At 37.2% G+C, this 25,464-nt stretch carries 26 protein-coding genes; 10 read left to right on the top strand and 16 right to left on the bottom strand.

Annotation, left to right across the window (positions count from 1 at the left end):
* The first annotated feature begins 198 nt into the window (after positions 1-198).
* From DCS32_RS14450 to yajC, 3 genes are read left to right on the top strand one after another with little or no spacing between them, the layout of a single operon-like run.
* Positions 199-1,110, top strand: a complete 912-nt coding sequence (locus DCS32_RS14450; protein WP_239057529.1) for a transcription antitermination protein NusB — start codon at positions 199-201, stop codon at positions 1,108-1,110.
* A 47-nt stretch (positions 1,111-1,157) separates the two neighbouring features.
* Positions 1,158-1,616: a DUF1573 domain-containing protein gene (locus DCS32_RS14445; RefSeq protein WP_108878926.1), complete on the top strand. Its 459-nt coding sequence runs from the start codon at positions 1,158-1,160 to the stop codon at positions 1,614-1,616.
* A 5-nt stretch (positions 1,617-1,621) separates the two neighbouring features.
* A complete protein-coding gene (yajC, locus tag DCS32_RS14440) occupies positions 1,622-1,921 on the top strand; it encodes a preprotein translocase subunit YajC (RefSeq protein WP_013752057.1) in 300 nt (99 codons plus the stop codon).
* Positions 1,922-2,253: 332 nt separating this feature from the next.
* Here the strand turns inward: yajC and DCS32_RS14435 are convergent, their stop codons facing one another.
* The 6 genes from DCS32_RS14435 to DCS32_RS14410 form a co-directional block, all read right to left on the bottom strand.
* Complete coding sequence (locus DCS32_RS14435) at positions 2,254-2,835, bottom strand: superoxide dismutase family protein (protein ID WP_108878925.1); 582 nt, start codon at positions 2,833-2,835, stop codon at positions 2,254-2,256.
* An 82-nt stretch (positions 2,836-2,917) separates the two neighbouring features.
* The gene (locus DCS32_RS14430) at positions 2,918-3,661 is read right to left on the bottom strand and encodes an LVIVD repeat-containing protein (RefSeq protein WP_108878924.1); all 744 of its coding nucleotides are present in this window, start codon (positions 3,659-3,661) and stop codon (positions 2,918-2,920) included.
* A 6-nt stretch (positions 3,662-3,667) separates the two neighbouring features.
* A complete protein-coding gene (locus tag DCS32_RS14425; protein ID WP_108878923.1) occupies positions 3,668-4,171 on the bottom strand; it encodes a hypothetical protein in 504 nt (167 codons plus the stop codon).
* A gap of 170 nt (positions 4,172-4,341) precedes the next feature.
* Positions 4,342-5,559: a bifunctional alpha/beta hydrolase/OsmC family protein gene (locus DCS32_RS14420; RefSeq protein WP_108878922.1), complete on the bottom strand. Its 1,218-nt coding sequence runs from the start codon at positions 5,557-5,559 to the stop codon at positions 4,342-4,344.
* Between the two features lie 225 nt (positions 5,560-5,784).
* Positions 5,785-6,471: a DUF2490 domain-containing protein gene (locus DCS32_RS14415; RefSeq protein WP_108878921.1), complete on the bottom strand. Its 687-nt coding sequence runs from the start codon at positions 6,469-6,471 to the stop codon at positions 5,785-5,787.
* Positions 6,471-9,734 (bottom strand): WD40/YVTN/BNR-like repeat-containing protein, encoded by a 3,264-nt coding sequence (locus DCS32_RS14410; protein WP_108878920.1) that lies wholly within the window; start codon positions 9,732-9,734, stop codon positions 6,471-6,473. Before DCS32_RS14410 ends, DCS32_RS14415 begins: the two co-directional genes overlap by 1 nt.
* Before the next feature lie 256 nt (positions 9,735-9,990).
* Between DCS32_RS14410 and DCS32_RS14405 the strand changes: the two genes are divergently transcribed.
* The 3 genes from DCS32_RS14405 to DCS32_RS14395 all read left to right on the top strand — a co-directional run bounded on the left by DCS32_RS14405 (position 9,991) and on the right by DCS32_RS14395 (position 13,347).
* Positions 9,991-10,581: a fasciclin domain-containing protein gene (locus tag DCS32_RS14405; RefSeq protein WP_108878919.1), complete on the top strand. Its 591-nt coding sequence runs from the start codon at positions 9,991-9,993 to the stop codon at positions 10,579-10,581.
* A gap of 83 nt (positions 10,582-10,664) precedes the next feature.
* The gene (locus DCS32_RS14400; RefSeq protein ID WP_108878918.1) at positions 10,665-11,786 is read left to right on the top strand and encodes a vWA domain-containing protein; all 1,122 of its coding nucleotides are present in this window, start codon (positions 10,665-10,667) and stop codon (positions 11,784-11,786) included.
* A 94-nt stretch (positions 11,787-11,880) separates the two neighbouring features.
* On the top strand, positions 11,881-13,347 hold the full coding sequence (locus DCS32_RS14395; RefSeq protein ID WP_108878917.1) for a sigma 54-interacting transcriptional regulator: 1,467 nt from the start codon (positions 11,881-11,883) through the stop codon (positions 13,345-13,347).
* A 152-nt stretch (positions 13,348-13,499) separates the two neighbouring features.
* Here the strand turns inward: DCS32_RS14395 and DCS32_RS14390 are convergent, their stop codons facing one another.
* The 5 genes from DCS32_RS14390 to DCS32_RS14370 form a co-directional block, all read right to left on the bottom strand.
* Positions 13,500-13,877 carry a LysM peptidoglycan-binding domain-containing protein gene (locus DCS32_RS14390; RefSeq protein WP_204161783.1) on the bottom strand — a complete coding sequence of 126 codons (378 nt, stop codon included), beginning with the start codon at positions 13,875-13,877 and terminating at the stop codon, positions 13,500-13,502.
* Between the two features lie 61 nt (positions 13,878-13,938).
* Positions 13,939-14,748, bottom strand: coding sequence for a head GIN domain-containing protein (locus DCS32_RS14385; RefSeq protein WP_108878915.1), 810 nt, complete (start codon positions 14,746-14,748; stop codon positions 13,939-13,941).
* A complete protein-coding gene (locus DCS32_RS14380) occupies positions 14,745-15,833 on the bottom strand; it encodes an acyloxyacyl hydrolase (RefSeq protein ID WP_108878914.1) in 1,089 nt (362 codons plus the stop codon). The genes DCS32_RS14385 and DCS32_RS14380 overlap by 4 nt, the downstream gene beginning before the upstream one ends.
* Before the next feature lie 68 nt (positions 15,834-15,901).
* Positions 15,902-16,486, bottom strand: coding sequence for an adenylosuccinate lyase (locus tag DCS32_RS14375; protein WP_108878913.1), 585 nt, complete (start codon positions 16,484-16,486; stop codon positions 15,902-15,904).
* Positions 16,487-16,489: 3 nt separating this feature from the next.
* A complete protein-coding gene (locus tag DCS32_RS14370; RefSeq protein WP_108878912.1) occupies positions 16,490-17,179 on the bottom strand; it encodes an SIR2 family NAD-dependent protein deacylase in 690 nt (229 codons plus the stop codon).
* 55 nt (positions 17,180-17,234) lie between these two features.
* Here DCS32_RS14370 and DCS32_RS14365 point away from each other — a divergent pair, with 55 nt between their 5' ends.
* Positions 17,235-17,891 carry a TrmH family RNA methyltransferase gene (locus DCS32_RS14365; RefSeq protein WP_108878911.1) on the top strand — a complete coding sequence of 219 codons (657 nt, stop codon included), beginning with the start codon at positions 17,235-17,237 and terminating at the stop codon, positions 17,889-17,891.
* A 104-nt stretch (positions 17,892-17,995) separates the two neighbouring features.
* A complete protein-coding gene (locus DCS32_RS14360) occupies positions 17,996-18,631 on the top strand; it encodes a peroxiredoxin-like family protein (RefSeq protein WP_108878910.1) in 636 nt (211 codons plus the stop codon).
* A 98-nt stretch (positions 18,632-18,729) separates the two neighbouring features.
* Here the strand turns inward: DCS32_RS14360 and DCS32_RS14355 are convergent, their stop codons facing one another.
* The 5 genes from DCS32_RS14355 to rlmH form a co-directional block, all read right to left on the bottom strand.
* Positions 18,730-19,539: a carboxypeptidase-like regulatory domain-containing protein gene (locus tag DCS32_RS14355; protein ID WP_108878909.1), complete on the bottom strand. Its 810-nt coding sequence runs from the start codon at positions 19,537-19,539 to the stop codon at positions 18,730-18,732.
* An 86-nt stretch (positions 19,540-19,625) separates the two neighbouring features.
* Positions 19,626-21,560, bottom strand: a complete 1,935-nt coding sequence (locus DCS32_RS14350) for a DEAD/DEAH box helicase (protein ID WP_108878908.1) — start codon at positions 21,558-21,560, stop codon at positions 19,626-19,628.
* Positions 21,561-21,729: 169 nt separating this feature from the next.
* Positions 21,730-22,308 (bottom strand): non-canonical purine NTP diphosphatase, encoded by a 579-nt coding sequence (locus DCS32_RS14345; protein WP_108878907.1) that lies wholly within the window; start codon positions 22,306-22,308, stop codon positions 21,730-21,732.
* Complete coding sequence (locus DCS32_RS14340; protein ID WP_108878906.1) at positions 22,308-22,928, bottom strand: YqaA family protein; 621 nt, start codon at positions 22,926-22,928, stop codon at positions 22,308-22,310. Before DCS32_RS14340 ends, DCS32_RS14345 begins: the two co-directional genes overlap by 1 nt.
* A gap of 149 nt (positions 22,929-23,077) precedes the next feature.
* The gene (rlmH, locus tag DCS32_RS14335; RefSeq protein ID WP_108879304.1) at positions 23,078-23,551 is read right to left on the bottom strand and encodes a 23S rRNA (pseudouridine(1915)-N(3))-methyltransferase RlmH; all 474 of its coding nucleotides are present in this window, start codon (positions 23,549-23,551) and stop codon (positions 23,078-23,080) included.
* A gap of 81 nt (positions 23,552-23,632) precedes the next feature.
* Here rlmH and nadC point away from each other — a divergent pair, with 81 nt between their 5' ends.
* Positions 23,633-24,493, top strand: coding sequence for a carboxylating nicotinate-nucleotide diphosphorylase (nadC, locus tag DCS32_RS14330; RefSeq protein ID WP_108878905.1), 861 nt, complete (start codon positions 23,633-23,635; stop codon positions 24,491-24,493).
* Entirely contained in the window at positions 24,493-25,440 is a 948-nt protein-coding gene (locus tag DCS32_RS14325) for a YihY/virulence factor BrkB family protein (protein WP_013752079.1), read from the top strand. Before nadC ends, DCS32_RS14325 begins: the two co-directional genes overlap by 1 nt.
* The last annotated feature ends 24 nt before the right edge of the window (positions 25,441-25,464 follow it).

The raw sequence follows: 25,464 nt of genomic DNA, 5'->3' as shown, positions 1-25,464 counted from the left end.
TTTTGAACCGCTAAGGTCGGTTTTTTTTAAGACCTATGCGAGCCAAATTTTAGTGTAACATAATCCATAAAACATGGAGATACTTTTAGAAATACTGTATTTTTGCACCGATTTTAAAAATGATCGTTTTTCATTTTATAACCAAACTAAAAGTTCTTTGTCGCTATGTTAAACAGACGCCATATCCGTGTCAAAGTAATGCAAACCATCTACGCACTAGGTAGTAAGGAGCATTTTGATCTTCAACAAGAAGATAAATTTACAGTAGAGAGTATGAACCAGATGTACAATCTGTATCTCTTAATGCTAGACTTAATGGTGGAGGTTCACGCTTTCGCGAAAGCGGAACAAGAAAAATTCTCTAAAAAGATTCTAGCAACCGAAGAAGAAAAAAATCCGAACACAAAGTTTATTCAGAACCAAGTGCTTGTCAAATTAGCTGACAATGCAGAGCTACGCGACGAGGTAAGTAAGCGTAAACTCAAAAACTGGAGAATGAATGATGAGTATGTAACTCTCATTTATAACGAGCTTATAAATAGTGAATTATATGCCTCTTACATGGAACAAGAGGAAGCTGATTTTAAATTAGATAAAAAATTCCTTGTTGCGGCTTACACAGAGATTATCGCTCCTAATGATAAGCTATATGATTATATCGAGGATGCTCGTCTTACTTGGATAGATGATATCCCTATGGTAAACATGGCTGTATTAAAGCGTATAGGGAAGATGAAACCTGCATCTCCAGAATCTATGTTGCTTCCAGTGCTCTTTAAGAATGATGAGGATTTACTATTTGGAACTACCTTACTTGAGAAAACTGTTGCAAATGAAGAGTTCTTGTCTTCTGAAATTTCAGCAAATACGCCTAATTGGGATAAAGAACGTATAGCAGATGTAGACATGGTGTTGATAAAAATGGCACTTTGCGAATTTTTAAAATTCCCTACCATTCCGGTGAAAGTGACTATCAATGAGTACCTTGAGATAGCAAAGGAATACTCAACCCCTAAGAGTAGTATTTTTATAAACGGAATACTTGACAAGCTTGTAAAACAGTACGAGTCAGAAAAAAGGTTAAAGAAAGAGGGTAGAGGTTTAAAATAATTAAATTTTCTTATTTTTACATATCATTATTTAATAAAAAAACAACAATGAAAAAAGGTTTATTAGTATTAGGAGTACTTTCGGCTATGGTATTTACTTCATGTAAGGAAGATGCAGCTAGCAAAGTAAAAGAAGAAAATGTAGAAGTTGCTGCAGCAAGAGATGCACAAGCTACTACATATCCAGTTATTGCTTTTGATGAATCTGAATTTGATTTTGGAAACATTGAAAAAGGAACAACTGTAGAGCACAAATTTACATTTACAAACACTGGTAAAGCACCATTAGTAATTGTAGATGCAAAGAGCTCTTGTGGTTGTACTGTACCAGAATATTCTAAAAATCCAGTAGCTCCAGGAGAAAAAGGAGAATTACTTGTAAAATATAACGGTAGTGGTGCAAACCAAGTAACTAAAACGGTTACAATCAAAGCAAACACTGAGAAAGGGACAGAAACTGTACTTATCAAAGCATTTGTAAACCCTGCTGCAGGAGCAGCTAAATAAGCACTATGGGCGAAGGAATGCAGGGCATACTAGGCCCACTCTTACTCTTTACGGTATTTATAGTATTTTTTATTGTATTACCACAACGTAAGAAACTCAAACAAGAAAAGAACTTTGATAAAGATCTTGCCAAAGGAGATCGCGTGATCACAAAAAGTGGGTTACACGGTAAAATCCTTGAGCTTAATGATAACGGTACTTGTGTATTGGAAACAATGTCAGGTAAAATGAAATTTGAGAGATCTGCTCTATCTATAGAGATGAGTCAGGCCTTAAAAAAATCTGCTGTAGAAGTTAAGAAGTAATCTTATCAAACGAACTTACTATAATAAAAGCCCTCGCATTTGCGAGGGCTTTTTTGCGTTATGATATTTTCTAATTACCCATATTTATTAAGTATAGCTTGTCCTGTTTACGATGCGTTATGTGTAGCGAAATATACAAGTTTATATCATCAACCATAGAGATATGTATGTAATGGAAGCTGTTCAACATCTCATTTATAGCGAGTGATATTTGCTTTGCAATTGTGTAGATGAGTTTCCAATGCATGTAAATGCGGATTAATATGGTCACAGCAGCACATAAAAAAGCCTCACCGGAACGGTGAGGCTTTACTATAAATTAATCTGTAGTCTTATTTAATAATCCCACCACAAGAAATACGCTTTCCAGCTGCACCACTAGGTTGAGATGTAAAGTCATCTGTTCCTTGGTGTACAATAATAGCTTTTCCAACAATATCTTTTTTAGGATCTCCACAACCTATACACCACTGATCTGTACTCATAGTGATCGTTCCATTTCCGCTTTCGTCTGCTGGGAAGTTTCCTATATCTCCTTTATGGAAACCTTCTGTTGCGCCCCATTTACCGTGCTGCTCGTTAGTAGGATTCCAGTGTCCTCCAGCCGATGAGCCATCTGCGCTAGAGCAATCTGCACTCTCGTGGATGTGTATTGCATGCATTCCTTCATCAAGACCACCTATAACAGCTGTAAAGCTTACTTGGCCATCTTCTTCCTTAAAAACAACACTCCCAGTAGCTTTGCTATCGCTTTTAGGTTCTAGCTTCATTATAACTTTTTGAGCTACGGGTGCTGCAGGAGCTTCTACTTCTACTGTCACTTCCTCAACTTCTTCAACTTTTTTTACGTCTTTCTTACAACTTGCAAGAGTTGCTGTAGCTAGTATTGCTAGCGTAATATACTTCAATTTCATAATTTTAAATTTTGTGATTAGTGTTTAATAACCTCTAAGATACCAAGGTTAGCTAAGAAATACTAAACATTTATAAAACCTTTTAGATACTTATGGTGCTAAGTGCTGGTGTATCTGTAATATCTTGAGCATTTAGTGCGTATTGAAAAACGCCACTTTCTCCTACAGCAATAAGTAAGTCGCCTTGAATAATGACATCAAATGCCAGTCTATCAATGCTATGTACTAACACAGACTCGGCTGGGTTTGTTACATCAAATATTTTTATCTCATCATCACATACTATCAAGTAGTCACCATAAAGTCCAAGACCTTTTGGGAATGTAAGTTGGCGAATATTAACAAGCATAGGGTTAAGTACATCAGATACGTTATAAATCTCTAGCTGATTTACAAAACCACCACAGCCTAAATCACTCCATAGCGTTACAAAAGCATAGGTGCTATTTGCTACAACAGGGTCACAAGAAGTAAAATGTTGCACAGATGATAATTGTACAGGAAATTCTGGATTATTTACGTCATAAATAAACATCCCGTTGCGAGAACCTATGTAGAGGTAATCTTTATAACTGAATAAAGTCTCAATGTCAAATCCAATAGGAACTGTATTGACAAGGACAGGATCTGTAGTTGTAGTAATATTAAATACATTAAGATCTTCGTTATCTACCGTATAAAGATAATCTCCCTTAATGACAAAAGTCGCAAGTGATCCGCCTTGACCTACACTGTCCACACTATTAAAATTACTGTTTTCATTACTATCAGAACTACATCCCAATGAAACGATTGCAAATACTACTATAAATATGTATGTTCTCATCGTGATTTAGTTTTGAAGTTCGTAATCAATGATTATAGCTCCGTCCTCCACATCTGGAATAAATCCGTCTGGTGATATTTTTACGGGAAACACATCGCGTATGCGTTTTGTGACAACCAGATTTGCATCAAGTTTATCATAAGTAACTGCTATGAGATCTACAGCTTGATTGATGTAGTACACATTGTTTTTAATAGCGAGATCTGTAGCTCCGGGAGCTTTAATAAAAGCTAGGGCCGTAGGGTTTTGTGGATCTTCATTATCATAAACGTGAAAACCTTCATTCTTTTCATTGACAAAGAGTAAATCATTAATGACATAAATTTTACCTGAGTTGATGATGTTTCTTGCGTCTTCAAGAGTGACACTTGCTTCAAAAGTGGGACGATCAAGAGTAATCGCATCGTAGTTTGATAATAGACCAATAGTATCTATATCATCACTACTTCTGTCTGTGACACAGCTCAGTAGAGAGAAAGATACGAGTAGTAGGATACATACGTGTTTCATAATGTTGTAGTTTATAACTAGATGCATGAATCTCCTTTGCGTTGCGTGTATCGTAAGTAATTTACAATTTGATAACGTAGGCAATAAAAAAAGTTCGAAAAGGATATGGTATCCCTTTCGAACTTCTAATGTTTTCAATAGTGTTACGCTTTCGCGAAAGCGTAATTATTTTATACTAATTTAGTAAGAACTTGAGTCTCGCTGTGCAATGTTTTGTGTACTGGACATTTATCTGCTATTTGCAAAATGCGCTTAAGTTGTTTTTCATCAAGATCTGATATGATTTTAATCTCACGATGAAAAGTGTCTATTTTACCTGCTGTATCACTCTCATCACAAACAGCACAATCTTCTGCATGTGTCTTTGAGTAGCTCGTATGACATTCTACAGTTTCAATGTGCCAGTTTTTACGCTTGGCGTACATCTGTATAGTCATCGCAGTACAGGCAGATAAGCTTCCTGCTAGTAATTCATAAGGAGTAGGGCCGTAGTCATTTCCTCCTACACGCACAGGCTCATCTGCTTTCATGTGGTGGCTTCCAAGCTTAAGAAGAGTAGAGAATCCATCTTCGGCATCTAGACTTGCGACCACTTGGTGTGTAGTGCTTATGGAAGCCTCATCTGGTGTAGGGATGTACCTGGCAGCCCATCCAGCAATTATTTTTCCTACATAAGAAGCATTTTCCTTATCAATTAATAAATGCTCAGAGCCATCAAGAGTCACAAAACTTTTAGGGTGATGTGCTGCAAGGTAAATCTCTTCTGCATTCTTAATTGATACGGTATCATCTTGCGGTGAATGTAGTATAAGTAAGGCTTCATGCAAATTGCGAGCAGCTTCTACACATGAATTTTCTTCAAGATTGTCTATAAACTGTTTTTTGAACGTAAAGTCACGGCCTGCAAGTTTTACCTGAGCTTGACCTTTTTCTCTTATCGTAGCTAACTGAGCGCCCAGTTGTTTTTGAACGTGTACAGGATTACTAGGAGCGCCTATAGTTGCAACGGCTTTTATAGTGTCAATCTTGCCTCCAGCAAAAATTGCAGCAGCACCTCCTAGCGAGTGACCTACCAGTAGGGAGGGAGCTTTATATTCTTTGGCAAGGAAATCTGCAGCGCTTATAAGATCATCTACATTGCTTGAAAAATTAGTGTCAGCAAAATCTCCATCACTATCTCCTAAGCCAGTAAAATCAAATCGAAGTACTCCAAATCCTTGTGAAGCCAAAGCACGACTCACATTGCGCACTGCGCTAAAATCTTTTGTACAAGTAAAGCAATGTGCAAAAATGGCAAAGTTATGAGGATCTTGATTTGCTGGTAAATCAAGTTTACCAGATAATACTTCTCCTTGTGCGTTTGTAAAATTTATTTTGCTTGATCTCATAATAAGTTATTAGTTGAATGGTTGTAGCCCTTCTGTCGAAGGAAATCGAGCAACCTATCTTTAAAGATTTTAATGTACGATTATTACGGCTACTTAGTAAGTTAAAGAGGTTGTTCTTGATAATTTTTACGCTTTTATCATATTTTTCTATTCCGCTTTCGCGAAAGCGTAAAAAAGAAAACCCCAATCATAAGATTGAGGTTTTTCAATACTATGTGAATAATATCACCCTTTTTTCTTTCTTAAATCTGTTTTGATAAACAGTGCTACTTGAAAACGATCGTAGGTATCTACCGCAAAATCATTTTTAAGATAGCCCACTTGCGTGCTCACATTCTTGTTGAAATTATACCCTACAGCACCATATAAACGGTTTTGACCGAAAAAGTCATTCTGCAGATTAATAAAAACCTCATCGTAAGCCGTTAAAAACCAAGTGTCATTAAGAGGATAGGTTACTCGTAAAAAGTAACGTGCTCTATGCTCTGTCGTGTTCTCACCAAAAGGCCTATTGATAAACCGTTGCTCTAAACGGTACCTATGACTGAATTTAAAATTACCTAATGAGTTTTTTAATACAAATTGTTCATAAAGTCTATTTTCAGTTACATTCTTCTCACCGTCAAACTCCTCAAAAGCGGTGTCTGTAGTGATATATCCATAGCCAAAAGATGCCATAGCATTCTCAGAAATATGATAATTTAAAGCAGTACGCAATAACAACTGATTAAAATTGGTTCCAAACTCATAAGTACGATACTGCGCCTCTGCGTGTATACTTAATTTTTCTGAGATTTGATTTGTAGTAAAGAGCATACCCCATGATCCTAGCTTGTCCTCACCGCGATTTTGCGCGGTAAGGCTAGCTGTCATAATTATGGTAAGCACTATTAAAATGATTTCTTTTTTCATTAGTCTAAGGTAAAGGTTTTAATTTCTTTAAATGCACTTACATTCATTGCTTTAAGTGTAGTCTCAAAAGGAGCCCACTCCTCTGAGAAGAAAGTGTTTGTTTTATCTAGCGCAGTTTGTAATTCATTACGAGCATGCGATATTAACGTAGTCTCTGTAGATGTAAGTCCATTAGGGCGACTACGTGCATAGCCACTTGCAGATCCTATACGGTTCATTACCGTGATCTCTGGATTGCGAGTTATTCCTTGTCTTTTATCTATAGTCCCTATATAAAGAGCAATAACCTCATCAATACGCTTAGTCATTTCTCCTATTGATTTGAGTTCGCTTTTATAAGCTTTATCATCATCTAGTTTTTTAATCATCTTCTTATAATCACTAGCGATTGTTTTGCTTTGTACTAGTTGTTTTACAGCATCTGCAGCGGTTTGTGACATTGCTTGCAGTTGCTTTCCAGTGTTATAAGCATCATTAATAGCCTTAGCAGGAACATCATAACGAGGATCACTTGCTACTTCAATAGAAGACTCACTTGATTGATCACCATATTGCATTACTAGTTTGTAATTTCCTGGCTTTACAGAAACCCCTCCTGGCTCGTTATTACGTTTTCTAATTGAACGAGAAGGGCGATCTCCACCAGCTTCACGCATATACCAAGTCATTTTATGAATTCCAGTGCTGTCTGGGGTTTTCCACTTTAAATGACGAATCTGGCGTGCGCCGTCGTAGATTTTTAAGTGAATCGAGTCCCACTTTACATCTTTTACTTCTGTAGTGTTATCATCATCATCAGATATTTCAGCAGTGTCTTCTCCATCTGGAACATCGTTATCTATATCATCATTATCATCTGCGTTGCGCTTAGAACTATCTGAAGCTGTAGGCTTTTCTTTCGTAAAGTAATATGCTATCTGTGCACCACTTCCGCGATTCTCTCCGTTGTAAAGAGCATCTGCGCCAAAACGACTTCCCGTAGGTTGCTGGTATGCGGCATCATATGCAGTAGGAGGGTTGAAGAGTTTTAGCTTTCGCGAAAGCGTACTTCTATCCTTAGCAATCGCTCGTAATGGTCTTATGTCGTCAAGAACCCATGCAGCACGTCCAAAAGTTCCAATCACAAGATCCTGCTCTCTAGGATGAATTACAAGATCCTTAACCGAAGTGGTAGGGAATCCTTTAGTCCATTTTTGCCAGTTATTACCAGCATCTATAGACACATATAAACCATCGTCTGTACCTAGAAAGAGAAGGTTTTTCTCTTCTGGATCTTCTATTATAGCAAGTGCATAACTTTGTACATCATTCTCATCTACAATACGAGTCCATGATTTACCATAGTTTGTAGTTCTGTATGCATACGGAGTATAGTTGAAACGACGGTAATCGTTTGCTACTAATAATGCTTCTCCTTTATTTTTATTACTAGCCTTGATTTGTACAATCCAGCTTCCTTCTGGAAGCCCTTTTAGGCTTTTTGACACATCAGTATAAGATTGCCCACCATTTTGAGTATAATGTACGCGACCGTCATCTGTACCTACCCAGAACATATCTTTTTCCAGTGGAGAAGGCTCAATTACAAGAATCGTTGTATGATTTTCTGCTCCTGTAGCATCCATGGAAAGCCCACCAGATTCTGATTGTTTTTGTTTCTCAGGATTGTTTGTCGTTAGATCTGGAGAGATTACTTCCCATGTAAGTCCTTTATCTGTAGATTTATGTACAAACTGACTTCCAAAGTAAATAGTACTGTTATCAAAAGGATCAATGTTTATAGCCGAGTTCCAGTTAAAACGTAAAAATACATCTGGGTCTGGATGAGTAGGCTTTACTCCGTAGTTATTTCCAGTTTTCCAATCATAGCGACTCACAGATCCCTGCTGACTCATAGTCCATCCAAACTGACTATCATCTGGATCAGGGATTACATCAAATCCATCTCCAAAGGAAATCTCTTGCCAGTAATCATTACGTATTCCTTGAGCTTTCCATACATAAGCAGGACCTCTCCAAGAGCCGTTATCTTGCATACCTCCATATACATTATAAGGAAACTCATTATCTACATTAATATGATAGAACTGTGCTACAGGTAGGTTACCTATAAATCGCCATGTTTTCCCACCGTCTTTTGTGATGTTAAGTCCGCCGTCATTACCATCCATCATGAACTTCCCGTTATTAGGGTGAATCCACCATGCGTGGTGATCTGGGTGTACTCCATTATCTACTCCATAAGCACCCATAAGTTGGTCAAAGTTCTTTCCACCATCCTCAGAAACATTTACATATGTAAACACAGAAAAGACACGATTTTCATTTTGAGGATCTACGTGAATATCACTGTAGTAAAATGGTCTGTTACCTATATCACTCTTATCATTGATCTTCTTCCAGTTAAAACCACCGTCGTTAGAACGGTATAGAGCATTCTTTTTTGCCTCTACAAGTGCATATACCACATTAGGACTTCCTGGGGCAATAGATAAACCTATACGTCCTAGTTCGCCTTTAGGCAAACCATCTTTATCACTCAGTTGTTTCCAATTATCACCACCATCATGAGTCATGAAGATACCAGAACCTTCACCACCAGATTTAAAAAACCAAGGATCACGTTTGTGTTCCCACATGGCAACAATAAGCTTGTTAGGGTTAGTAGGATCCATCACCATATCTGCAACACCAGACTTAATATTTGTAAACAAGATCTTATTCCAGGTCTTACCGCCATCTGTAGTTTTATAAACACCTCTTTCTTGATGCTCACCCCATGGCGAACCTATAGCGCCTACGTAAACGATATCTGGATTAGTAGGATCTATAATTACGCGGTGTATATGTCTTGTTTTCTCAAGTCCCATAGACTTCCAGGACTTACCACCATCAAGAGATTTATAAACACCATAACCACCATTAAGAGAGTTACGAGGATTACCTTCTCCCGTACCTACCCATATCACAGATGGATTAGATTGTTGTATCGCAACAGCTCCTATAGATGCTGTAAGCTCATTTTCAAAAATAGGATCCCATTTAATTCCGCCAGAGGTAGATTTCCATAGACCACCAGAAGCAGTACCTACATACATTACATCTGGATCATCTGTAACGACGTCTATAGCAGTCACACGGCCAGACATACCGCCTGGACCTATATTACGGGGTTGCATATCCTTTAATAAGGACATGTCAAGTTTTTGGGCAGAAACTACCGTACAGACGCACAGTAGCAACAGAGAGAAGAGTTGTTTCATTTTATATTATTTGGTTGATTCTTTATGACATTGCAGTCAAGGGACTAAAGTTAAAGAAAAGCTAATTTGAAATTCTTAAAGGGATGTTAATGGATGGGCTATGTTGTAAAGGTTTTATTCACGCTTTCGCGAAAGCATAACTAATACCCTTGAAATCTTTATGAAATGATTAACAAGGAATTGAGATAGTATTATGGTTTGTCTAACAAAATCGAATTATCTTTGAACAAATTAATTATTCAAAAAACCAATTACTATGAAAAAGATGTTATTAATGGTTGCAGGAGCAGGATTATTATTTGCTTCATGTGCCGAAGGAACGAAAGAGAAATCTACTGAAGTAAATAATGAAGTAGCTGAGGCAACAATGGAAATTGAAGCACCAGTTAAAGAAGAGGTAGGGACTATAGTAGATGTAGCAGTAGGGAATGAAAACTTTACTACACTAGTAACAGCAGTAAAAGCTGCAGGACTTGTAGAGACACTTGCTAGCACAGGACCATTTACAGTATTTGCGCCTACAAATGATGCATTTGCTAAATTACCAGAAGGAACTGTAGGAACTTTAGTAAAGCCAGAAAATAAGGCGATGTTGACTGATATTCTTACATACCACGTAGTATCTGGAAAATATATGGCTGGAGACGTAGTAGAAGCTATTAAAGCCAACAACGGAACTTTTGAAACCAACACAGTAATGGGACAGAAAATCACATTAATGATGGATGGAGAAAACGTTGTAATTAAGGATGCAAAAGGTGGGAAGTCAGTTATTATAATGACAGACGTAGCAGCTTCAAACGGTGTTATACACGCTATTGATACTGTAATTATGCCAAAAGCATAAGCACATTTCTTAAGAAAGATTTATGAAGCACCTCTAGCGAGGTGTTTTTTTATTGGAACATTAGGTAGTATTTTTATAAAGCTATGAGAAGACAACAAGAAAGGAGTGGGTTTGTCTTTAAAACCTATGATGCTCCGCAACAATCATTATTTGATCAGTTGCTCGATATTTTCCAAGAACTAATTACACATACCTCAGGAGACTTTGATGAGGCTATGGATTGGCTTAAAGACTTGGATAAAGAATATAAACTAACAAATGAGGACTACACCCTCGACGACTTTGTTCAAGAATTAAAAGACAAAGGTTACATACGGGAGGAGGTTAAACCCGATGGTAACAGTGGTACCGCGATAACAGAAAAGACAGAACGTGCCATAAGAAAGCGTGCTCTTGATCAAATTTTTGGTAAACTCAAAAAAAGCTCCCAGGGAAATCACCGCTCCAAACTAAATGGAAGAGGTGATGAGCATACTGGGGATCATCGTGAGTATCGTTTTGGCGATCCACTAGAGCGTATATCTATGACAGAAAGTTTGCGTAATGCGCAAATTAATAATGGAGCAGATGACTTTAGCTTACGCGAAAGTGATCTTATAGTAGAAGAGACGCATTTTAAAGCTCAAATGAGTACTGTGTTAATGATTGATATCTCTCACAGTATGATTCTTTATGGTGAAGATCGTATTACACCTGCAAAGAAAGTAGCAATGGCACTCGCACAGCTTATTACCACGCGTTATCCTAAGGACTCTCTTGACATAATCGTGTATGGTAATGATGCCTGGCCTATTAAAATTAAAGACTTACCGTATTTACAAGTAGGACCGTATCATACCAATACAGTAGCAGGTCTTAATCTTGCTATGGATATCTTAAGGCGCAAGCGCAACTCAAATAAACAGATATTTAATATTACAGACGGGAAGCCATCTTGTTTAAAACTTAAGGATGGTCGTTACTATAAAAACCCTAACGGACTAGACGAGTATATTGTAAATAAGTGTTACAGTATGGCTAGACAAGCACGCAAGCTTCATATACCTATCACCACTTTTATGATAGCAAATGATCCTTATTTACAACAGTTTGTAGATAATTTTACAGAAGCAAATCAAGGAAAAGCATTTTTTACAGGCTTACAAGGGTTAGGTGAGATGATTTTTCAAGACTACGAGACTAATAGAAAAAAGAGAATTAAGTAAGAACTTCTATAATAATCACTTGTTACAAAGGAGATACCGTTGCTTGTAGACTATTCAAACAAGCAGCTATTACAAAAAGGAAATAAAAAACACTATGAATTACGAAACGATAAATACACTAGGACAACTTAAAGAAGCTGGATGGATATCTCGTAGCATAAAGGATGAGTTACGAGAACACTTGATAGAAAGATTACAGTCTGGTAAGCCTACATTTGAAGGTATACACGGTTATGAGCATACTGTAATTCCTGAGCTTGAGAGAGCTATTCTTAGTAAGCATAACATAAACTTACTAGGATTAAGAGGGCAGGCTAAAACACGTCTTGCACGTCAAATGGTAAACCTACTTGATGAGTGGATGCCTATAGTAGGCGGATCTGAGATTAATGATGATCCACTTAATCCTATTTCTAGATATGCTACGGAGCTTATTGAAGAAAAAGGCAGCGATACTCCAATTACATGGATTCATCGCTCTGAGCGCTTTGCAGAGAAGCTAGCGACTCCAGATGTAACAGTTGCAGATATTGTAGGTGACGTAGATCCCATCAAAGCAGCAAATTTAAAACTGAGCTATGCAGATGATCGCGTGATACACTACGGGATGATTCCTCGTGCAAACAGATCAATTTTTGTAATCAATGAATTACCGGATTTACAAGCTAGAATACAGGTTGCATTATTTAACATCCTACAAGAAGGTGATATTCAAATACGCGGATTCAAATTAAGATTGCCACTTGACATGCAATTTGTATTTACTGCAAATCCAGAAGATTATACAAATAGAGGAAGTATTGTAACACCTCTTAAAGACCGTATAGGTTCGCAAATACTTACTCACTATCCAGAAACAGTAGCTATTGCACGAACCATAACAGATCAAGAAGCAAATCTTGACGAGCGTCAAAAAACGAAGGTTCATGTTCCTAATCTAGTGAAAGACTTAATTGAAGAAATAGGATTTGTTGCTCGTGAAAGTGAGTTTATAGACGAAAAGAGTGGGATAAGTGCCAGAATGAGTATTACAGCTTTTCAAAACCTAATGAGTACTGCAGAGCGTCGTATGTTGCTTTCTGGTGATAGTTCAACTACAATACGCTACTCAGATCTACTAGGAATCGTTCCTGCAATTACAGGGAAGGTAGAACTTGTTTACGAAGGGGAACAAGAAGGAGCAGGAGAGGTTGCCAAAATTTTAATAGGTGATGCAACAGCTTCTTTGTTTAATGACTATTTCCCTAAGATTGAAAAACTCACAAAGGATGATGAGAAAGATCCTTATGAAGAAGTGCTAGCATGGTTTTTTGAGCAAAGCGGTTTTGAACTAGAAGATACGCTTACCAATAAAGAGTACGAACTTATGCTAGATAGTATTACACCCCTTGATGATTTAATCAAGAAATATCAACCTGAAATTGCAAAAGAGGATACGTATTTCTTAAAAGAATTTATACTCTTCGGGTTAGTAGAATTCAAGAAGCTGTCAAAATATAAGCTTACGACTGGTATGCGTTTCAATGATCTCTACGGGTCTTATTTGTCAGGATTAGCATAGGAAACATAATTAAATAATTGCTTTAGTTAATTTGTTTATACATTTGATTTAAAGTGAATTATGTAAATTTTTTAGTTTAGACTAAAAATGAAAAAGCTCCCAAATTGGGAGCTTTTTTTATCGATAATTATCTATAAGAAAATGATGTTAACTTATAAATTTGGAATCACAAGATTTTGATCTGGGTGTATAACATCTGGGTTTTTTAAGATGTCTTTGTTTGCTTCAAAAATCTCTTTGTACTTCATTGCATCACCATAATAGTGCTTTGCAATTTTCCCTAAAGTGTCTCCACTTTCCACTGTATGTTTTGCATACACAGATGTGTCTGCAACTTTAATATCGGCTACAATATCACTTGGACTTTCTCCTCCAGCTGCTTTGATTGCATCCCAAAGTTGATTTTTCTCATACTGATTTGTAGCAGTACCTGTTACATGAAGTACACCGTTTTCTTCTTTTACATCTCCGTTCTGGATGTTAAGTTTTTCTCCTAGGTCAAGAACGTTTTGATATTTTGCTTTTACCATTATTTAAGTTTATTGTTATTAATGATTAAAAGATACAATGTTTTCTACAATTAGATACTTTTTAGTCTTCAAAGATTAGTTGTCCCGTAAATAGCACTTCTACCTCGACTAAAGGTGGTTCGTTTACAACAATTACATCGCCCGTGGCGCGTATGGTTCCTTTAAGACTGCTTATAGGGTTAAATACCATCGCAGCGGCGCTAGTGTGTCTAAACTGAATATCATCTACTAGAAAGTCTCTCCCATCAAACTGCGGAAACTCATCACTAAAGTTGATATTCATTTGATCTGCTCTGCCGGATATTTTAAAGTTGCTAGAACCATTTGCAGATATTGTTAACGACGGTACATCTAGAGTTAAAAACACATTACCGTTTTTATTAGGATCATCTATGTTAACGCCATTTGGACTTGTGTTGCTCCATAATGTTAGAGCTGGGTAGGAGAGGATTCCTTCACTTTCTATGTCAAAAGAAGATGCTTGTCTTATAAAATTAATGTTTGGAGACGTTATTGTTACTAGTGTTCGTCCATACTCCCTTAGAATATTACAACTATTATTGTTCTGTAGTACAAGTGTTCCTTCTGATACTTCAAAATTTAAGTCCGATACAAGATTTTCACCTGTTTCAATAATCACTTGTTGTTCTGCTCCCTGCTTTATGAGCACCCGAATGTCATCTTCCATTTGGATTTTTGTAAAAACAGGTACGTCAATTTCATAAGTGATGATATCACCATCCGTTTGGAGGCAATCATTTGCATTTTCTGTATCGCAAGAGAATAACAGTATGACAAGTAGCTGCAGCATAGTGTTACGCTTTCGCGAAAGCGTACTTAAAATATTTAATAAGTGTTTTTGTAAACTCATAATCGTATCCCTAATCCAAATTCTATTGCTTCTGCTTTTGCTCCGTGGGTTTTTACAGCCACACTACCAAAGTACTTTTTACCAAAGGTGCGTTTAAGTCCTACGCGTTGATAAAATCTACCTTCAAAATCATATGGATAATAAAGATAATATCCCGCATGTGTTATTAGTGCTGTATTGTTGAGATGTAACTCGTGACCAATAAATAATCCTACACGCTTCCAGTCTTGATCTGCAGTTACGCCACGTCCAGGAAATGCAACAGACAAAAATTCAATTTCATTGTCCAAGAATTTTGAGAAAAAAGCTTCAGCACCTGCGAGAACACTACTTTTCTTGCTTAATCTCTTATCTGCATATGCAGAGATTATTGCAAATGGCTCTCTGCCTAAGCCTATAAAGTCGCTCTCGTTGAGTCCTGCGCTTAGGGCAATATTATAATGGATAGGCTCTTTGTAAGATACTTTTTTTCCCTTTGGGATAAAATCTGGAACGGCCTGATCTTTATAAATAATCCCGGCATTGAAAGCTATTGTGTTTGTACTCGTGTTGGGCGCTCGTAAATTTCCATTAGAACCGTGTAAAAAAGTAAGTCCTGTTTGAAATGAAAGCGTAGGAGTGATGGCTTGTTTATAGTTAAGCATTACGAGTGTCGCGCTAAATAAACGAGAGCCATACGCATTGTTTTCCACATTAGTTTCTAAGTCAAAGGGATTTGTAGTATAACCAATACCTTGACCTATTCTAAACATGAGCTTGCGGTTCAAGAAATAAAAATTGTAGTGAGCCAGCGCATTGTAGGTATCTCCTAGATTTTCATTTTTGAGATCTTGATATGCAAAGGTAAATCCCCAGTCTGGATAATTATAGAGTCGTTCCCACTCCTTTAGACCGTAGGTTTTTCTATTATAACTCAGAATAATTCCTTCGGGATGTCCAGTAATAAGTGAGGATACATCTTTATTATGTCTTAAAATACTTCCGTAAAAATAGTTAGCTTCTAGTTCGTAGGGTTGTACTTCTTGAGCGTTTACTTGTAGTATGGTAAGTAAAGCAATTGTGGTGATAAGTAGTTTTTGCATCATAGAGAGATGTGCGAAAATATCAATAAAAAACTGAGATATGATTTATTTTCTAGATATCGATTAATTACTCAAGATGATTTGAGTTTTTGGTGTTTATTAATCCACGTTGTGATATGTCTACATCTCGCTTTAAATGCTGCACTACTAGCTGTGTAGTCGTCTTCCATAATGCGTAGTAAATCTCCGTGTATCCAGTCAAATTCTGTTCCTAGATGAAATAGTGTGGTCATGGAGTATGCTTTAACGGCAACCTTTTGATCTGATATTAACCAGTCAAAACAAGTAGTAGTCATGCGCTCTCTTTGAATTTTAGTTAGAGAAGATCTTATTTCTGGATTCATTATTTTGTAATGGGAGACGGCTAGCTCCTCACAGATCTTGCTCACAGGTCGCAGTGCGGAATCTTGATAAACTGTATGCATCTTGCTTGTAAAATACTCCAAATAAGGTAAAAGGGTTTTGATTTCTTTTCTAATTGCAAACTCTGCTATCCAGCCGGCCTTAGGAGATCTAGGGTCGTCTATCATAAATAGAATTTCTAGAACGATCTCCATAAGACTAGGCTCATTTATGACTAACTGTGCATAGTGCGCGCGCTTATTGCGAGTATGGTTCACATGTGCTAGTTCATTATAAAGTTCGGATAGTGTCATTAATTAGGCTTGTCTTAATAATGTTTCAACCACTTTTTTAATTCCGGTAGATGCTATTTCTGGAACTATGCTAAGACGTTCTCTCTGTGCTATTGAGGGTTTTGGATCTATAAAATAAATCTGAGCGTTAGGTTTTGCAAAATCAATAAGTCCAGCGGCTGGATATACTTGCATGGAGGTTCCTACAATAATTATAAAATCTGCTTTACTCACAAGCTCTGCAGCTTTGTCTAGAAGTGGTACCTCTTCGCCAAACCATACTATATGCGGTCTTAGTTGGGACCCTAGTGCACATAAATCCCCTTTTTTTAAGTCGGTTGTCCATGGTTTTATATCACTTTTATCTTTACTGCTACGTACTTTGAGTAACTCTCCGTGCAAGTGTATGACATTTGAGCTACCTGCGCGTTCATGCAGGTCGTCTACATTTTGAGTGATAATTGTGACATTGTAATCTTCTTCTAGTAGCACAAGGTCTTTGTGCGCGGCATTAGGCGTGACCTCTAGTAGTTGTTTCCTTCTGTCGTTATAGAAGCGTAATACGAGTTCTTGATTATTGCGCCATCCTTCTGGAGTAGCAACTTCCATTACATCATGACCTTCCCAGAGACCATCTGCATCTCTAAAGGTTTTTAAACCGCTTTCGGCACTTATTCCCGCTCCAGAGAGGACAACTATGTTTTGTTTAGACATTCTAGTTTGTTTTGCATTTTAAAAGTACAGTATCTTTGGCCTGTAAACAACAATCATGGATCAAGAGCTGCTAGTATATTTACAATCATTTCTTACAGAAAGACGCGTTCAATTATTTGATAGGGTGCTTAAAGAGCGTACAAATCATTTTACTGTTGCGGTGGAGGATGTGTATCAATTGCATAACACCAGCGCTGTAATACGTAGCTGTGAGTCTTTTGGGGTTCAAGAACTACACGTTATAGAAGAGGTTAATGTTAAGAGAATAGATCGTGAGATTGCAATGGGTGCTCAAAAATGGGTAGATGTGCAGCGCCATAGCAGTGCAAAACATTGTATTGAGAACCTAAGAAAGCAAGGATATAAGATTGTTGCCACTTCACCTCATAAAGATGCTCATCGATTAGAGGATTTTGATATTACAGAAAAGGCAGCTATATTTTTTGGTCGTGAGACAGAGGGATTAAGTGATACGGTGCTTGACATGGCAGACGATTTTATTTATATACCTATGGTGGGTTTTACAGAGAGTCTCAATATCTCAGTTTCTGCGGCAATAACCTTACAGCATATTATGACTAAGCTCAAGCAATCAAGTAATTCTTGGCAATTTACGGAGCAAGAGCTTTTTGATAAAAAACTTGAGTGGACACGTAAGATGATTAAAGATGTGGAAGGAATTGAGCAAAGATTTCTAGAAGAAAGAGGGTAGAAGTACGCTTTCGCGAAAATTTGATTTCTTAAAATATAAGCTGTCAATAAGTGTAAAGTTGATGCACTTTTAAAGACCAAGATGTAAATTGAAAAATTCAAATTATGAAACTTACCGCATCACTAAAAGAACTTGCAGATAACAGTATAAAACGTCATCCTGGCGCTGCTCAAGACATCATGAGAAAAGCTATTGAAGATCTTGAAGCTACAGATATATTGAAGCATGCTGTAAAGACAAGAGATAAATTTCCAGACTTTACATTGCCAAATGCTCAAGGAAAAACTATCACGCTAAGTGAGCAATTACAAAAAGGTAAGGTAGTGATTACCTTTTATAGAGGTGGATGGTGTCCTTATTGTAACTTAGAACTTAAAGCTTTTCAAGAGGTGTTACCTCAAATTAAGGATAAAGGCGCAACACTTATTGCTATTACTCCAGAGACACCAGATAATTCTTTATCAACTAAGGAGAAAAATCAGCTAGATTTTGAAGTCCTTACTAGTAAAAATAACGAATTAGCAAGATCACTCAATTTAGTTTTTAAACTTCCAGAGGCACTTGCGGAATTATATGGGAAATTTGGCATTGATCTTTTAGAGAGTCAAGGTAATAATGCAAATGAACTTCCTATCGCTGCCACGTATATTATAGACCAAAACGGAGAGGTTTCTTATCATTTTCTGTCAGAAGATTATAAACTTAGAGCAGATCCAGAAGATATTATAGCTGCATTATAAAAATCATATTTTCGCGAAAGCGTACTATTTAAAATAGTACATAAAACCGAAAGCCCGCTAAATCTAGCGGGCTTTTTGTTTATCTGTTTAATAGATAATTAATCTTTTCTTTGAAGTACTCTGTACTCTTCATAACATTCACTTATTGCATCGAGAATTTGAAGATCATTTGCGCTCATGATAAAATTATCTGAGTAGCTACAATTTTTGAGTATTGCATCTATATCAACACGATCTATTTGAAGTAATGCACTTAGTGTCTCACGGTCAAATTTACGCTCTAGGAGATTACGTACTTTATCATCTTCCTTCATTTGCCTAAGCTTACGAAGTTGGCCTTTCTTTCTGCTAAAAATATTATAAAGAAAATCTGCAGGATTGAAAATAGAGCTCAATACTCTAGATATAGCTCCTGGCTGACTTTTTCCTACCTCGTAACCAGAATTTAGACCAGATATACTGTATCGCTGATTGCTGTAAATAGGAACTCTCTTTGCATCAATTTCTAGATATCCAGTAAGCTCAATTTCTTGAACCACAACTTCTTCAAGTGCAATACCTATCTCTGTCATTTGGATTTTTACGTCTCCGTATTTAATCCAGTCACCGCTCACGCGTACTTTAAGAGATTTGTATCCAAGGTAAGAGAAGTATAAGGTGTCATTTACTGCAGCCTTAATCTCGAATCTACCATATTTATCAGTAGTTGCTCCTTTAAAATTTGAGAGGTTGAGGATATTTACATTCTGTAAAGTAATATCTGTACTACTGCTTAATACTTTTCCATCAATAAATCCATCCTCTAGCTTTTCTTGAGCTTCAGTTGGGTCTGATATAGTATCTATTTCTTGTGAATATCCTACTGCAACGGCAGAGAATATAAGTAGGTTTAGTATGATCTTCTTCATATGCTAAGGCAATTTATGCATTCCATTGGGAAAATCATACCAAATCTATTTATTTACAATAATTCTAACATTTAACGTGCGTTAGACTAGCTTCTGCGACGTCTTTTGCCAGAAAATGGGCTCTTGTTTCCTTCAGACCTGTTATCTGGCGTGCGTGGAGATGAACTACGTTCTGATCTCTCCGACCTTGCTGGTCTTTCTGATCTACTTCTAGAGCGACCTCCTTGGTCATCTCCATAGCTTGATTTACGATCGCTACGTTTTCTATCTGAAGATCCTCCGCCACTACGACGACGATCTCCGCCACCGCTGCGACCACTAGATCTAAATCCATCATCACCACCTCTACGACGATCACCACCACCGCTGCGACCTCCGCCACTACGACGACGATCTCCGCCACCGCTACGACCTCCGCCACCACTGCGACCACCGCCACCTTGAGTTTCCTCAACGCTTACACGACGACCATCTAGCTCAAAGTTTTCAAAGTGAGATAAAATTCTATCTTTGTGCTCAGTATCTGTATTAAAGAATGAAAAAGCATCTTTACAGTCTACACGGTATACGCCATCTTGACCTAATCCTAATTCTTCCTTTAAGAAGTCTTTAAGTTTCATCCAGTCAAAATCATCTTTGCTACCTACATTTATAAAGTAACGAGTAGAGTCACCAGATTGCTCCTTAGCTGCTCCAACTGCATTTTGATTAAGATCTTTGGACTTCTTGTAGTAATTAAAGAAACGTGTGAACTCTACAGAAAATACTTTTTTGATAAGCTCTTCTTTCGTGTTGTCTTTTAATACTTCTTCTATTTCTGGAAGGTAAGCATCAATCTCGTTATTAATCTCTGTTGTGTTAATGCTATTTGCAAGGTGAAATAACTGTACTTGCGTGATTTCCTTTCCGTCTGGAATGGTTTTTTGTTCAAACTTCTTACCTAAGATTTTCTCAAGTTGTTTGATCTTACGCATTTCACTTTTAGTAACAATTACCAGAGAAGTACCTGTTTTACCAGCACGACCAGTACGACCAGAACGGTGTGTGTAGGTTTCTATCTCGTCAGGTAATTGATAGTTTACTACGTGAGTAATATCATCTACGTCAATACCACGAGCAGCAACATCTGTTGCAACAAGCATTTGTATCTGGCGATTTCTAAAGCTCTTCATTACCAGGTCACGCTGGTTCTGACTTAAATCTCCGTGAAGTGCTCCTGCGTTGTATCCATCTTCAATAAGTTGCTCGGCAACTTTTTGAGTATCACGTTTTGTGCGACAAAAGATAACCGCAAAGATATCTGGATTTGCGTCAGAAAGTCTTTTAAGTGCTTGGTAACGATCTCTTGTGTGTACTACAAAGTACTCATGAGATACGTTCTTTGCTCCTTCGTTTTTATGTCCTACCGTTATTTCTAACGGGTTTACCATAAACTCCTTTGCTATACGTGCAACTTCTCTAGGCATTGTCGCACTAAAGAGCCATGTAAGCTTATCTTCTGGTGTATCTGCTAGGATGTTTGTAATATCCTCATAGAACCCCATGTTAAGCATCTCATCTGCTTCATCAAGTACACAGTAGCTCAATTTTGTAATATCTACCATGCGACGGCGCATCATATCTTGCATACGTCCTGGTGTAGCTACTACAATTTGTGCTCCGCGAGAAATCTCACGAGCTTGTTCTTGTATATTTGCTCCTCCATAAACTGCAACAACACGCACACCTTTCATGTGCTTTGAGTACAGTTTCATCTCATTTGTAATCTGGAGACATAGTTCGCGAGTAGGAGCTATAATAAGACCTTGAGTAGTCTTACTATTTTCATCTATATTTTGTAATAATGGAAATCCAAAGGCAGCTGTTTTTCCTGTTCCTGTTTGTGCAAGAGCAACCATATCGCGGTCTTCGGCGAGTAGTTGTGGGATAGCTTCTTCTTGGATTTTTGATGGGGTTTCAAATCCCATATCGGCAATAGCCTGGAGTAAAGGCGCATTTAGGCCTAGTTCATCAAATGTCATAAGACAATAGTATTTATAAGTGTTAGCGTGTATAGGAAGCGCAACGACTTATAAACCAATTGCTTCGATCAACACGTGCCAAAAAATCTGGCAATACCTCACCCTGAGGTTTTTCAAGGTGCAAAAGTACTCAATAAAACTATAATGAAAGCATTTGGGTTTAAAAAACTTATTCCTGGTTATGTAGAAATTCAAGAAATGCAGATACAGCAAGGCCTCTGTGGCTTATTTTTCCTTTTAAAGATGGAGCCATTTGTGCAAATGTTGCATCGTAACCTTCGGGTTTGAAAATAGGATCGTACCCAAAACCGCCATCACCATGACGCTCTTTGGTGATTTCACCTCTGCATATACCTGTAAAGGTTTCTGTTTTATTTGCTTTCGCGAAAGCGATAACTGTTTTAAACTGTGCTCCACGGTCTTGCTTAGTAGCGAGATTAATTAAGAGCTTATTCATATTATCCGAGTTATCTTTTTGCTCACCAGCATACCTTGCTGAATATACTCCTGGTGCACCATCAAGCGCATCTACCTCAAGACCAGTATCATCTGCAAAACAATCGTACCCATAGTTAGTTAGCACATGATTTACTTTAAGAAGTGCGTTACCTTCGATGGTATCTGCATCCTCAATGATTTCTTCTGTGCATCCTATGTCTGTTAAAGATAGGAGGGTAATATGATCAGGCACTAATGCTTGAACTTCGCGAAGTTTATTGTGATTGTGTGTTGCAAAAACTAGTTTCATTAGGATACAAGGCTAAAAATTGCTGCTCCGTATATTGCATATCTTACAAAACGAGCAAGACCAAATAATGCCCAATACTTAAACTCAAAACGAATCATACCTGCAGCAAGACTTGCTACAGCAAAAGGAAGCGGGAGTAAAGCTCCTACAAGAATTAAAAAGCCTCCCCATTTACGAGCATTTTTTAAGTGCTTCTCCATTTTTACCTCTAGGTAATTATGAACGGATGGAATTTTTAAAGCTGCTCTTCCTGTAAAATACGAAACTGCTCCACCAGCATATGATAATAGTGCAATAAGAGATAGGTATAAAATAGGATTACTCGTCTTATCACTCCATGCAATAAAAAGCTCTGGAGGTATTATACCAAGTATAGATTCTGAAACAAAAAATAAGGTAAGGACAAGTAGATTTGAATAGTTGTCTATTACATATTGAAGTGCAGTATTAAGGTCTATTACAAAATAGTGAATAAGAACTATAGCTGCCACAACAAATAAGATAGGAGGGAGTGCTTTTTTAAGAGCATCCTTTAAAAAAGTATAAAAACCAGTGTACACGTAGTACTGGTGCAATAATTGCAGCCTGTTTTTCTTTTTTGTACCTGATTGTGATCCCATGTAATTGTAGTCGTATTGAGCATACAAAAATAACACGTAGCGGTAATTATATAGCTACTTATGCTCATAAATATAGGTTAAACCCGTTTAATTTTTAACGTTATTAACTCAAGGTAATTGTAAGCTCATTTTTATTTTAGAAATTATCCTTATTGATGATGATATGGTTCCCCTTTTAATATAGTATAACCTCTATAAATTTGCTCGGTAATAAAGAGTCTAACCATCTGGTGAGAAAAGGTCATGGATGATAAGGATACTTTTCCTTGTGCTTTTGCATAAACCTCTTGAGAAAATCCATAAGGACCACCTATAACAAAGACTAGGGTCTTAATACCACTATTCATTTTCTTTTGTAGAAATTTTGAAAAGCCTACGCTTGTAAACGTTTTTCCATTTTCATCAAATAGCAAGAGGTGATCATAAGGGCCTATTTTAGATAAAATAAGGTCGCCTTCCTTGTTTTTCTGTTCTTGCTCACTAAGATTTTTGACATTTTTAATATCCGGGAGAATTTCTATGGAGTATTTCACATAAAAATTGAGCCGTTTGCTATACGTGTCTATCAGTGCTTGCAACTGTTTATTATCGGTCTTGCCTACGCAGAGAAGTTTAATATTCATGTGGCAAAAATACAAAACTACCATACAGAAGTAAGAAGCTTTACCTTTTGCTTATTTTTACATCAAAGGAACAATATAAATATGATTTCAGAAGCACAATTTCAGATTGAGATAGAAGGTATAATTGCAAATGCTATTAGAGAGGATTTAGGTGATGGAGACCATAGCTCACTGGCTTGTATACCAGCCACCGCCACTGGAAAAGCAAAACTACTTGTAAAGGATGAGGGTGTCCTTGCGGGTTGCGCTTTCGCGAAAGCGGTATTTGCACACGTAGATCCTTCATTAGAAGTAGAGGACGTATTAAAGGATGGAGACGCTGTAAAATATGGTGATATTGCATTTTATGTATCTGGTTCAAGCCAAAGCATTCTCAAAGCAGAACGCTTAGTGCTTAATGCTATGCAGCGTATGAGTGCTATTGCGACAAAGACAAAGTTCTTTGTGAACCTTTTAGAAGGAACAGATACTAAAATTCTAGACACAAGAAAGACCACACCAGGAATAAGAGCGCTAGAGAAATGGGCTGTTAAAATAGGTGGTGGTGAGAATCACCGTTTTGCACTGTATGATATGATTATGCTTAAAGATAATCATATTGATTTTGCGGGTGGTGTTACAAAAGCGATTCTCAAAACAGTGGATTACCTTAAGGAAGAGCAGCGAGATCTCAAAATTATAGTCGAAGCTAGAAGTCTGGATGAGATTAAAGAAATACTTGAAAATCACGAGCATGTATATCGCATTCTTATAGATAATTTTAATTATGAGGATACTCGCACAGCAGTAGCATTAATAGGCGATAAATGCCTTACAGAATCTTCTGGTGGTATTAATGAAGAGACGATACGTGAGTACGCTCTTTGTGGTGTAGATTATATTTCTAGTGGAGCGCTCACACACTCTGTCTATAACTTAGATCTTAGTCTGAAAGCAGTTTAATGGCATCAGATAAGACGATAGAGCAACGTTTAATGAGATTCAAGCCTTTTTGTTGGCTTGTGAGTATCTTGGATAGTGTCGTAATTCCTGGGTTTGAGGGAATGACGCTTCTTTACTTGCTACGCGCTTATTTTAATGGGATTATCCAGGGAGCTCTGGGATCCCGCGCAAGTTCTATTGCTTATAGTTTTTTTATGGCCATTTTTCCAGCTTTGTTATTTTTACTCAATCTAGTGCCATATGTTCCTATTGAGAATTTTGATATCAAGTTCATGGCCTTTATTTATGAGCTCATACCTGCGCAATCCTTAGATTTCTTTAAACCTATCATAATCGATATCTCACAGAATGAGAGAGCAGGTCTTGCTTCCTTTGCTGGTTTGCTAGCCTTGTTTTTAACGGCAAACGGTGTCAATGCTATTTTTAGTGGTTTTGAGGGTTCTCATTATAATGAGATAAGTCGTAATTTCTTTAGGCAATATGCGGTTGCTTTAGGTACTTCTATTATTCTGGCATTGTTGTTGGTTACTACTATATCAGTAGTGATTTATTTTGAATTATTACTTAATTCATTGAGGGAGCGTGACTTTATGAGTAACGATATGGATATCGCGCTATTAAGTATAGGTAAGAACCTGTTTTTAATCATTATGATTTATTCGGTAATTGCTACGCTATATTATTTCGGAACCAAAGAAGGGCGTAAAAGCCGTTTCTTTTCACCAGGAGCATTAATGACAACAATATTATTTATGATAACTACCTACCTATTTGGTATTTATATTGATAATTTTGGCACATATAATGAGTTGTATGGCTCTATTGGTGCATTATTAATAATGATGCTTTATATTTGGTTAAATTCGAACTTGATTTTACTGGGTTATGAGCTTAATGCAACCCTTCAAAAATTACGGATTTTACACAAAAACCCTAGTACAAATTAAATAACACACACACACACACACAAA

It is taken from the genome of Dokdonia sp. Dokd-P16 (assembly GCF_003095655.1).
GTDB lineage: Bacteria > Bacteroidota > Bacteroidia > Flavobacteriales > Flavobacteriaceae > Dokdonia.
The sequence above is the reverse complement of the archived record's forward strand: the minus strand, read 5'-3'. Positions and strand labels throughout refer to the sequence as shown.

Excerpts from the sequence above, each read along its gene's own strand:
- DCS32_RS14450 (WP_239057529.1), top strand. The coding sequence starts at position 199 with ATGCAAACCATCTACGCACTAGGTAGTAAGGAGCATTTTGATCTTCAA.
- DCS32_RS14445 (WP_108878926.1), top strand. The coding sequence starts at position 1,158 with ATGAAAAAAGGTTTATTAGTATTAGGAGTACTTTCGGCTATGGTATTT.
- yajC (WP_013752057.1), top strand. The coding sequence starts at position 1,622 with ATGGGCGAAGGAATGCAGGGCATACTAGGCCCACTCTTACTCTTTACG.
- DCS32_RS14435 (WP_108878925.1), bottom strand. The coding sequence starts at position 2,835 with ATGAAATTGAAGTATATTACGCTAGCAATACTAGCTACAGCAACTCTT.
- DCS32_RS14430 (WP_108878924.1), bottom strand. The coding sequence starts at position 3,661 with ATGAGAACATACATATTTATAGTAGTATTTGCAATCGTTTCATTGGGA.
- DCS32_RS14425 (WP_108878923.1), bottom strand. The coding sequence starts at position 4,171 with ATGAAACACGTATGTATCCTACTACTCGTATCTTTCTCTCTACTGAGC.
- DCS32_RS14420 (WP_108878922.1), bottom strand. The coding sequence starts at position 5,559 with ATGAGATCAAGCAAAATAAATTTTACAAACGCACAAGGAGAAGTATTA.
- DCS32_RS14415 (WP_108878921.1), bottom strand. The coding sequence starts at position 6,471 with ATGAAAAAAGAAATCATTTTAATAGTGCTTACCATAATTATGACAGCT.
- DCS32_RS14410 (WP_108878920.1), bottom strand. The coding sequence starts at position 9,734 with ATGAAACAACTCTTCTCTCTGTTGCTACTGTGCGTCTGTACGGTAGTT.
- DCS32_RS14405 (WP_108878919.1), top strand. The coding sequence starts at position 9,991 with ATGAAAAAGATGTTATTAATGGTTGCAGGAGCAGGATTATTATTTGCT.
- DCS32_RS14400 (WP_108878918.1), top strand. The coding sequence starts at position 10,665 with ATGAGAAGACAACAAGAAAGGAGTGGGTTTGTCTTTAAAACCTATGAT.
- DCS32_RS14395 (WP_108878917.1), top strand. The coding sequence starts at position 11,881 with ATGAATTACGAAACGATAAATACACTAGGACAACTTAAAGAAGCTGGA.
- DCS32_RS14390 (WP_204161783.1), bottom strand. The coding sequence starts at position 13,877 with ATGGTAAAAGCAAAATATCAAAACGTTCTTGACCTAGGAGAAAAACTT.
- DCS32_RS14385 (WP_108878915.1), bottom strand. The coding sequence starts at position 14,748 with ATGAGTTTACAAAAACACTTATTAAATATTTTAAGTACGCTTTCGCGA.
- DCS32_RS14380 (WP_108878914.1), bottom strand. The coding sequence starts at position 15,833 with ATGATGCAAAAACTACTTATCACCACAATTGCTTTACTTACCATACTA.
- DCS32_RS14375 (WP_108878913.1), bottom strand. The coding sequence starts at position 16,486 with ATGACACTATCCGAACTTTATAATGAACTAGCACATGTGAACCATACT.
- DCS32_RS14370 (WP_108878912.1), bottom strand. The coding sequence starts at position 17,179 with ATGTCTAAACAAAACATAGTTGTCCTCTCTGGAGCGGGAATAAGTGCC.
- DCS32_RS14365 (WP_108878911.1), top strand. The coding sequence starts at position 17,235 with ATGGATCAAGAGCTGCTAGTATATTTACAATCATTTCTTACAGAAAGA.
- DCS32_RS14360 (WP_108878910.1), top strand. The coding sequence starts at position 17,996 with ATGAAACTTACCGCATCACTAAAAGAACTTGCAGATAACAGTATAAAA.
- DCS32_RS14355 (WP_108878909.1), bottom strand. The coding sequence starts at position 19,539 with ATGAAGAAGATCATACTAAACCTACTTATATTCTCTGCCGTTGCAGTA.
- DCS32_RS14350 (WP_108878908.1), bottom strand. The coding sequence starts at position 21,560 with ATGACATTTGATGAACTAGGCCTAAATGCGCCTTTACTCCAGGCTATT.
- DCS32_RS14345 (WP_108878907.1), bottom strand. The coding sequence starts at position 22,308 with ATGAAACTAGTTTTTGCAACACACAATCACAATAAACTTCGCGAAGTT.
- DCS32_RS14340 (WP_108878906.1), bottom strand. The coding sequence starts at position 22,928 with ATGGGATCACAATCAGGTACAAAAAAGAAAAACAGGCTGCAATTATTG.
- rlmH (WP_108879304.1), bottom strand. The coding sequence starts at position 23,551 with ATGAATATTAAACTTCTCTGCGTAGGCAAGACCGATAATAAACAGTTG.
- nadC (WP_108878905.1), top strand. The coding sequence starts at position 23,633 with ATGATTTCAGAAGCACAATTTCAGATTGAGATAGAAGGTATAATTGCA.
- DCS32_RS14325 (WP_013752079.1), top strand. The coding sequence starts at position 24,493 with ATGGCATCAGATAAGACGATAGAGCAACGTTTAATGAGATTCAAGCCT.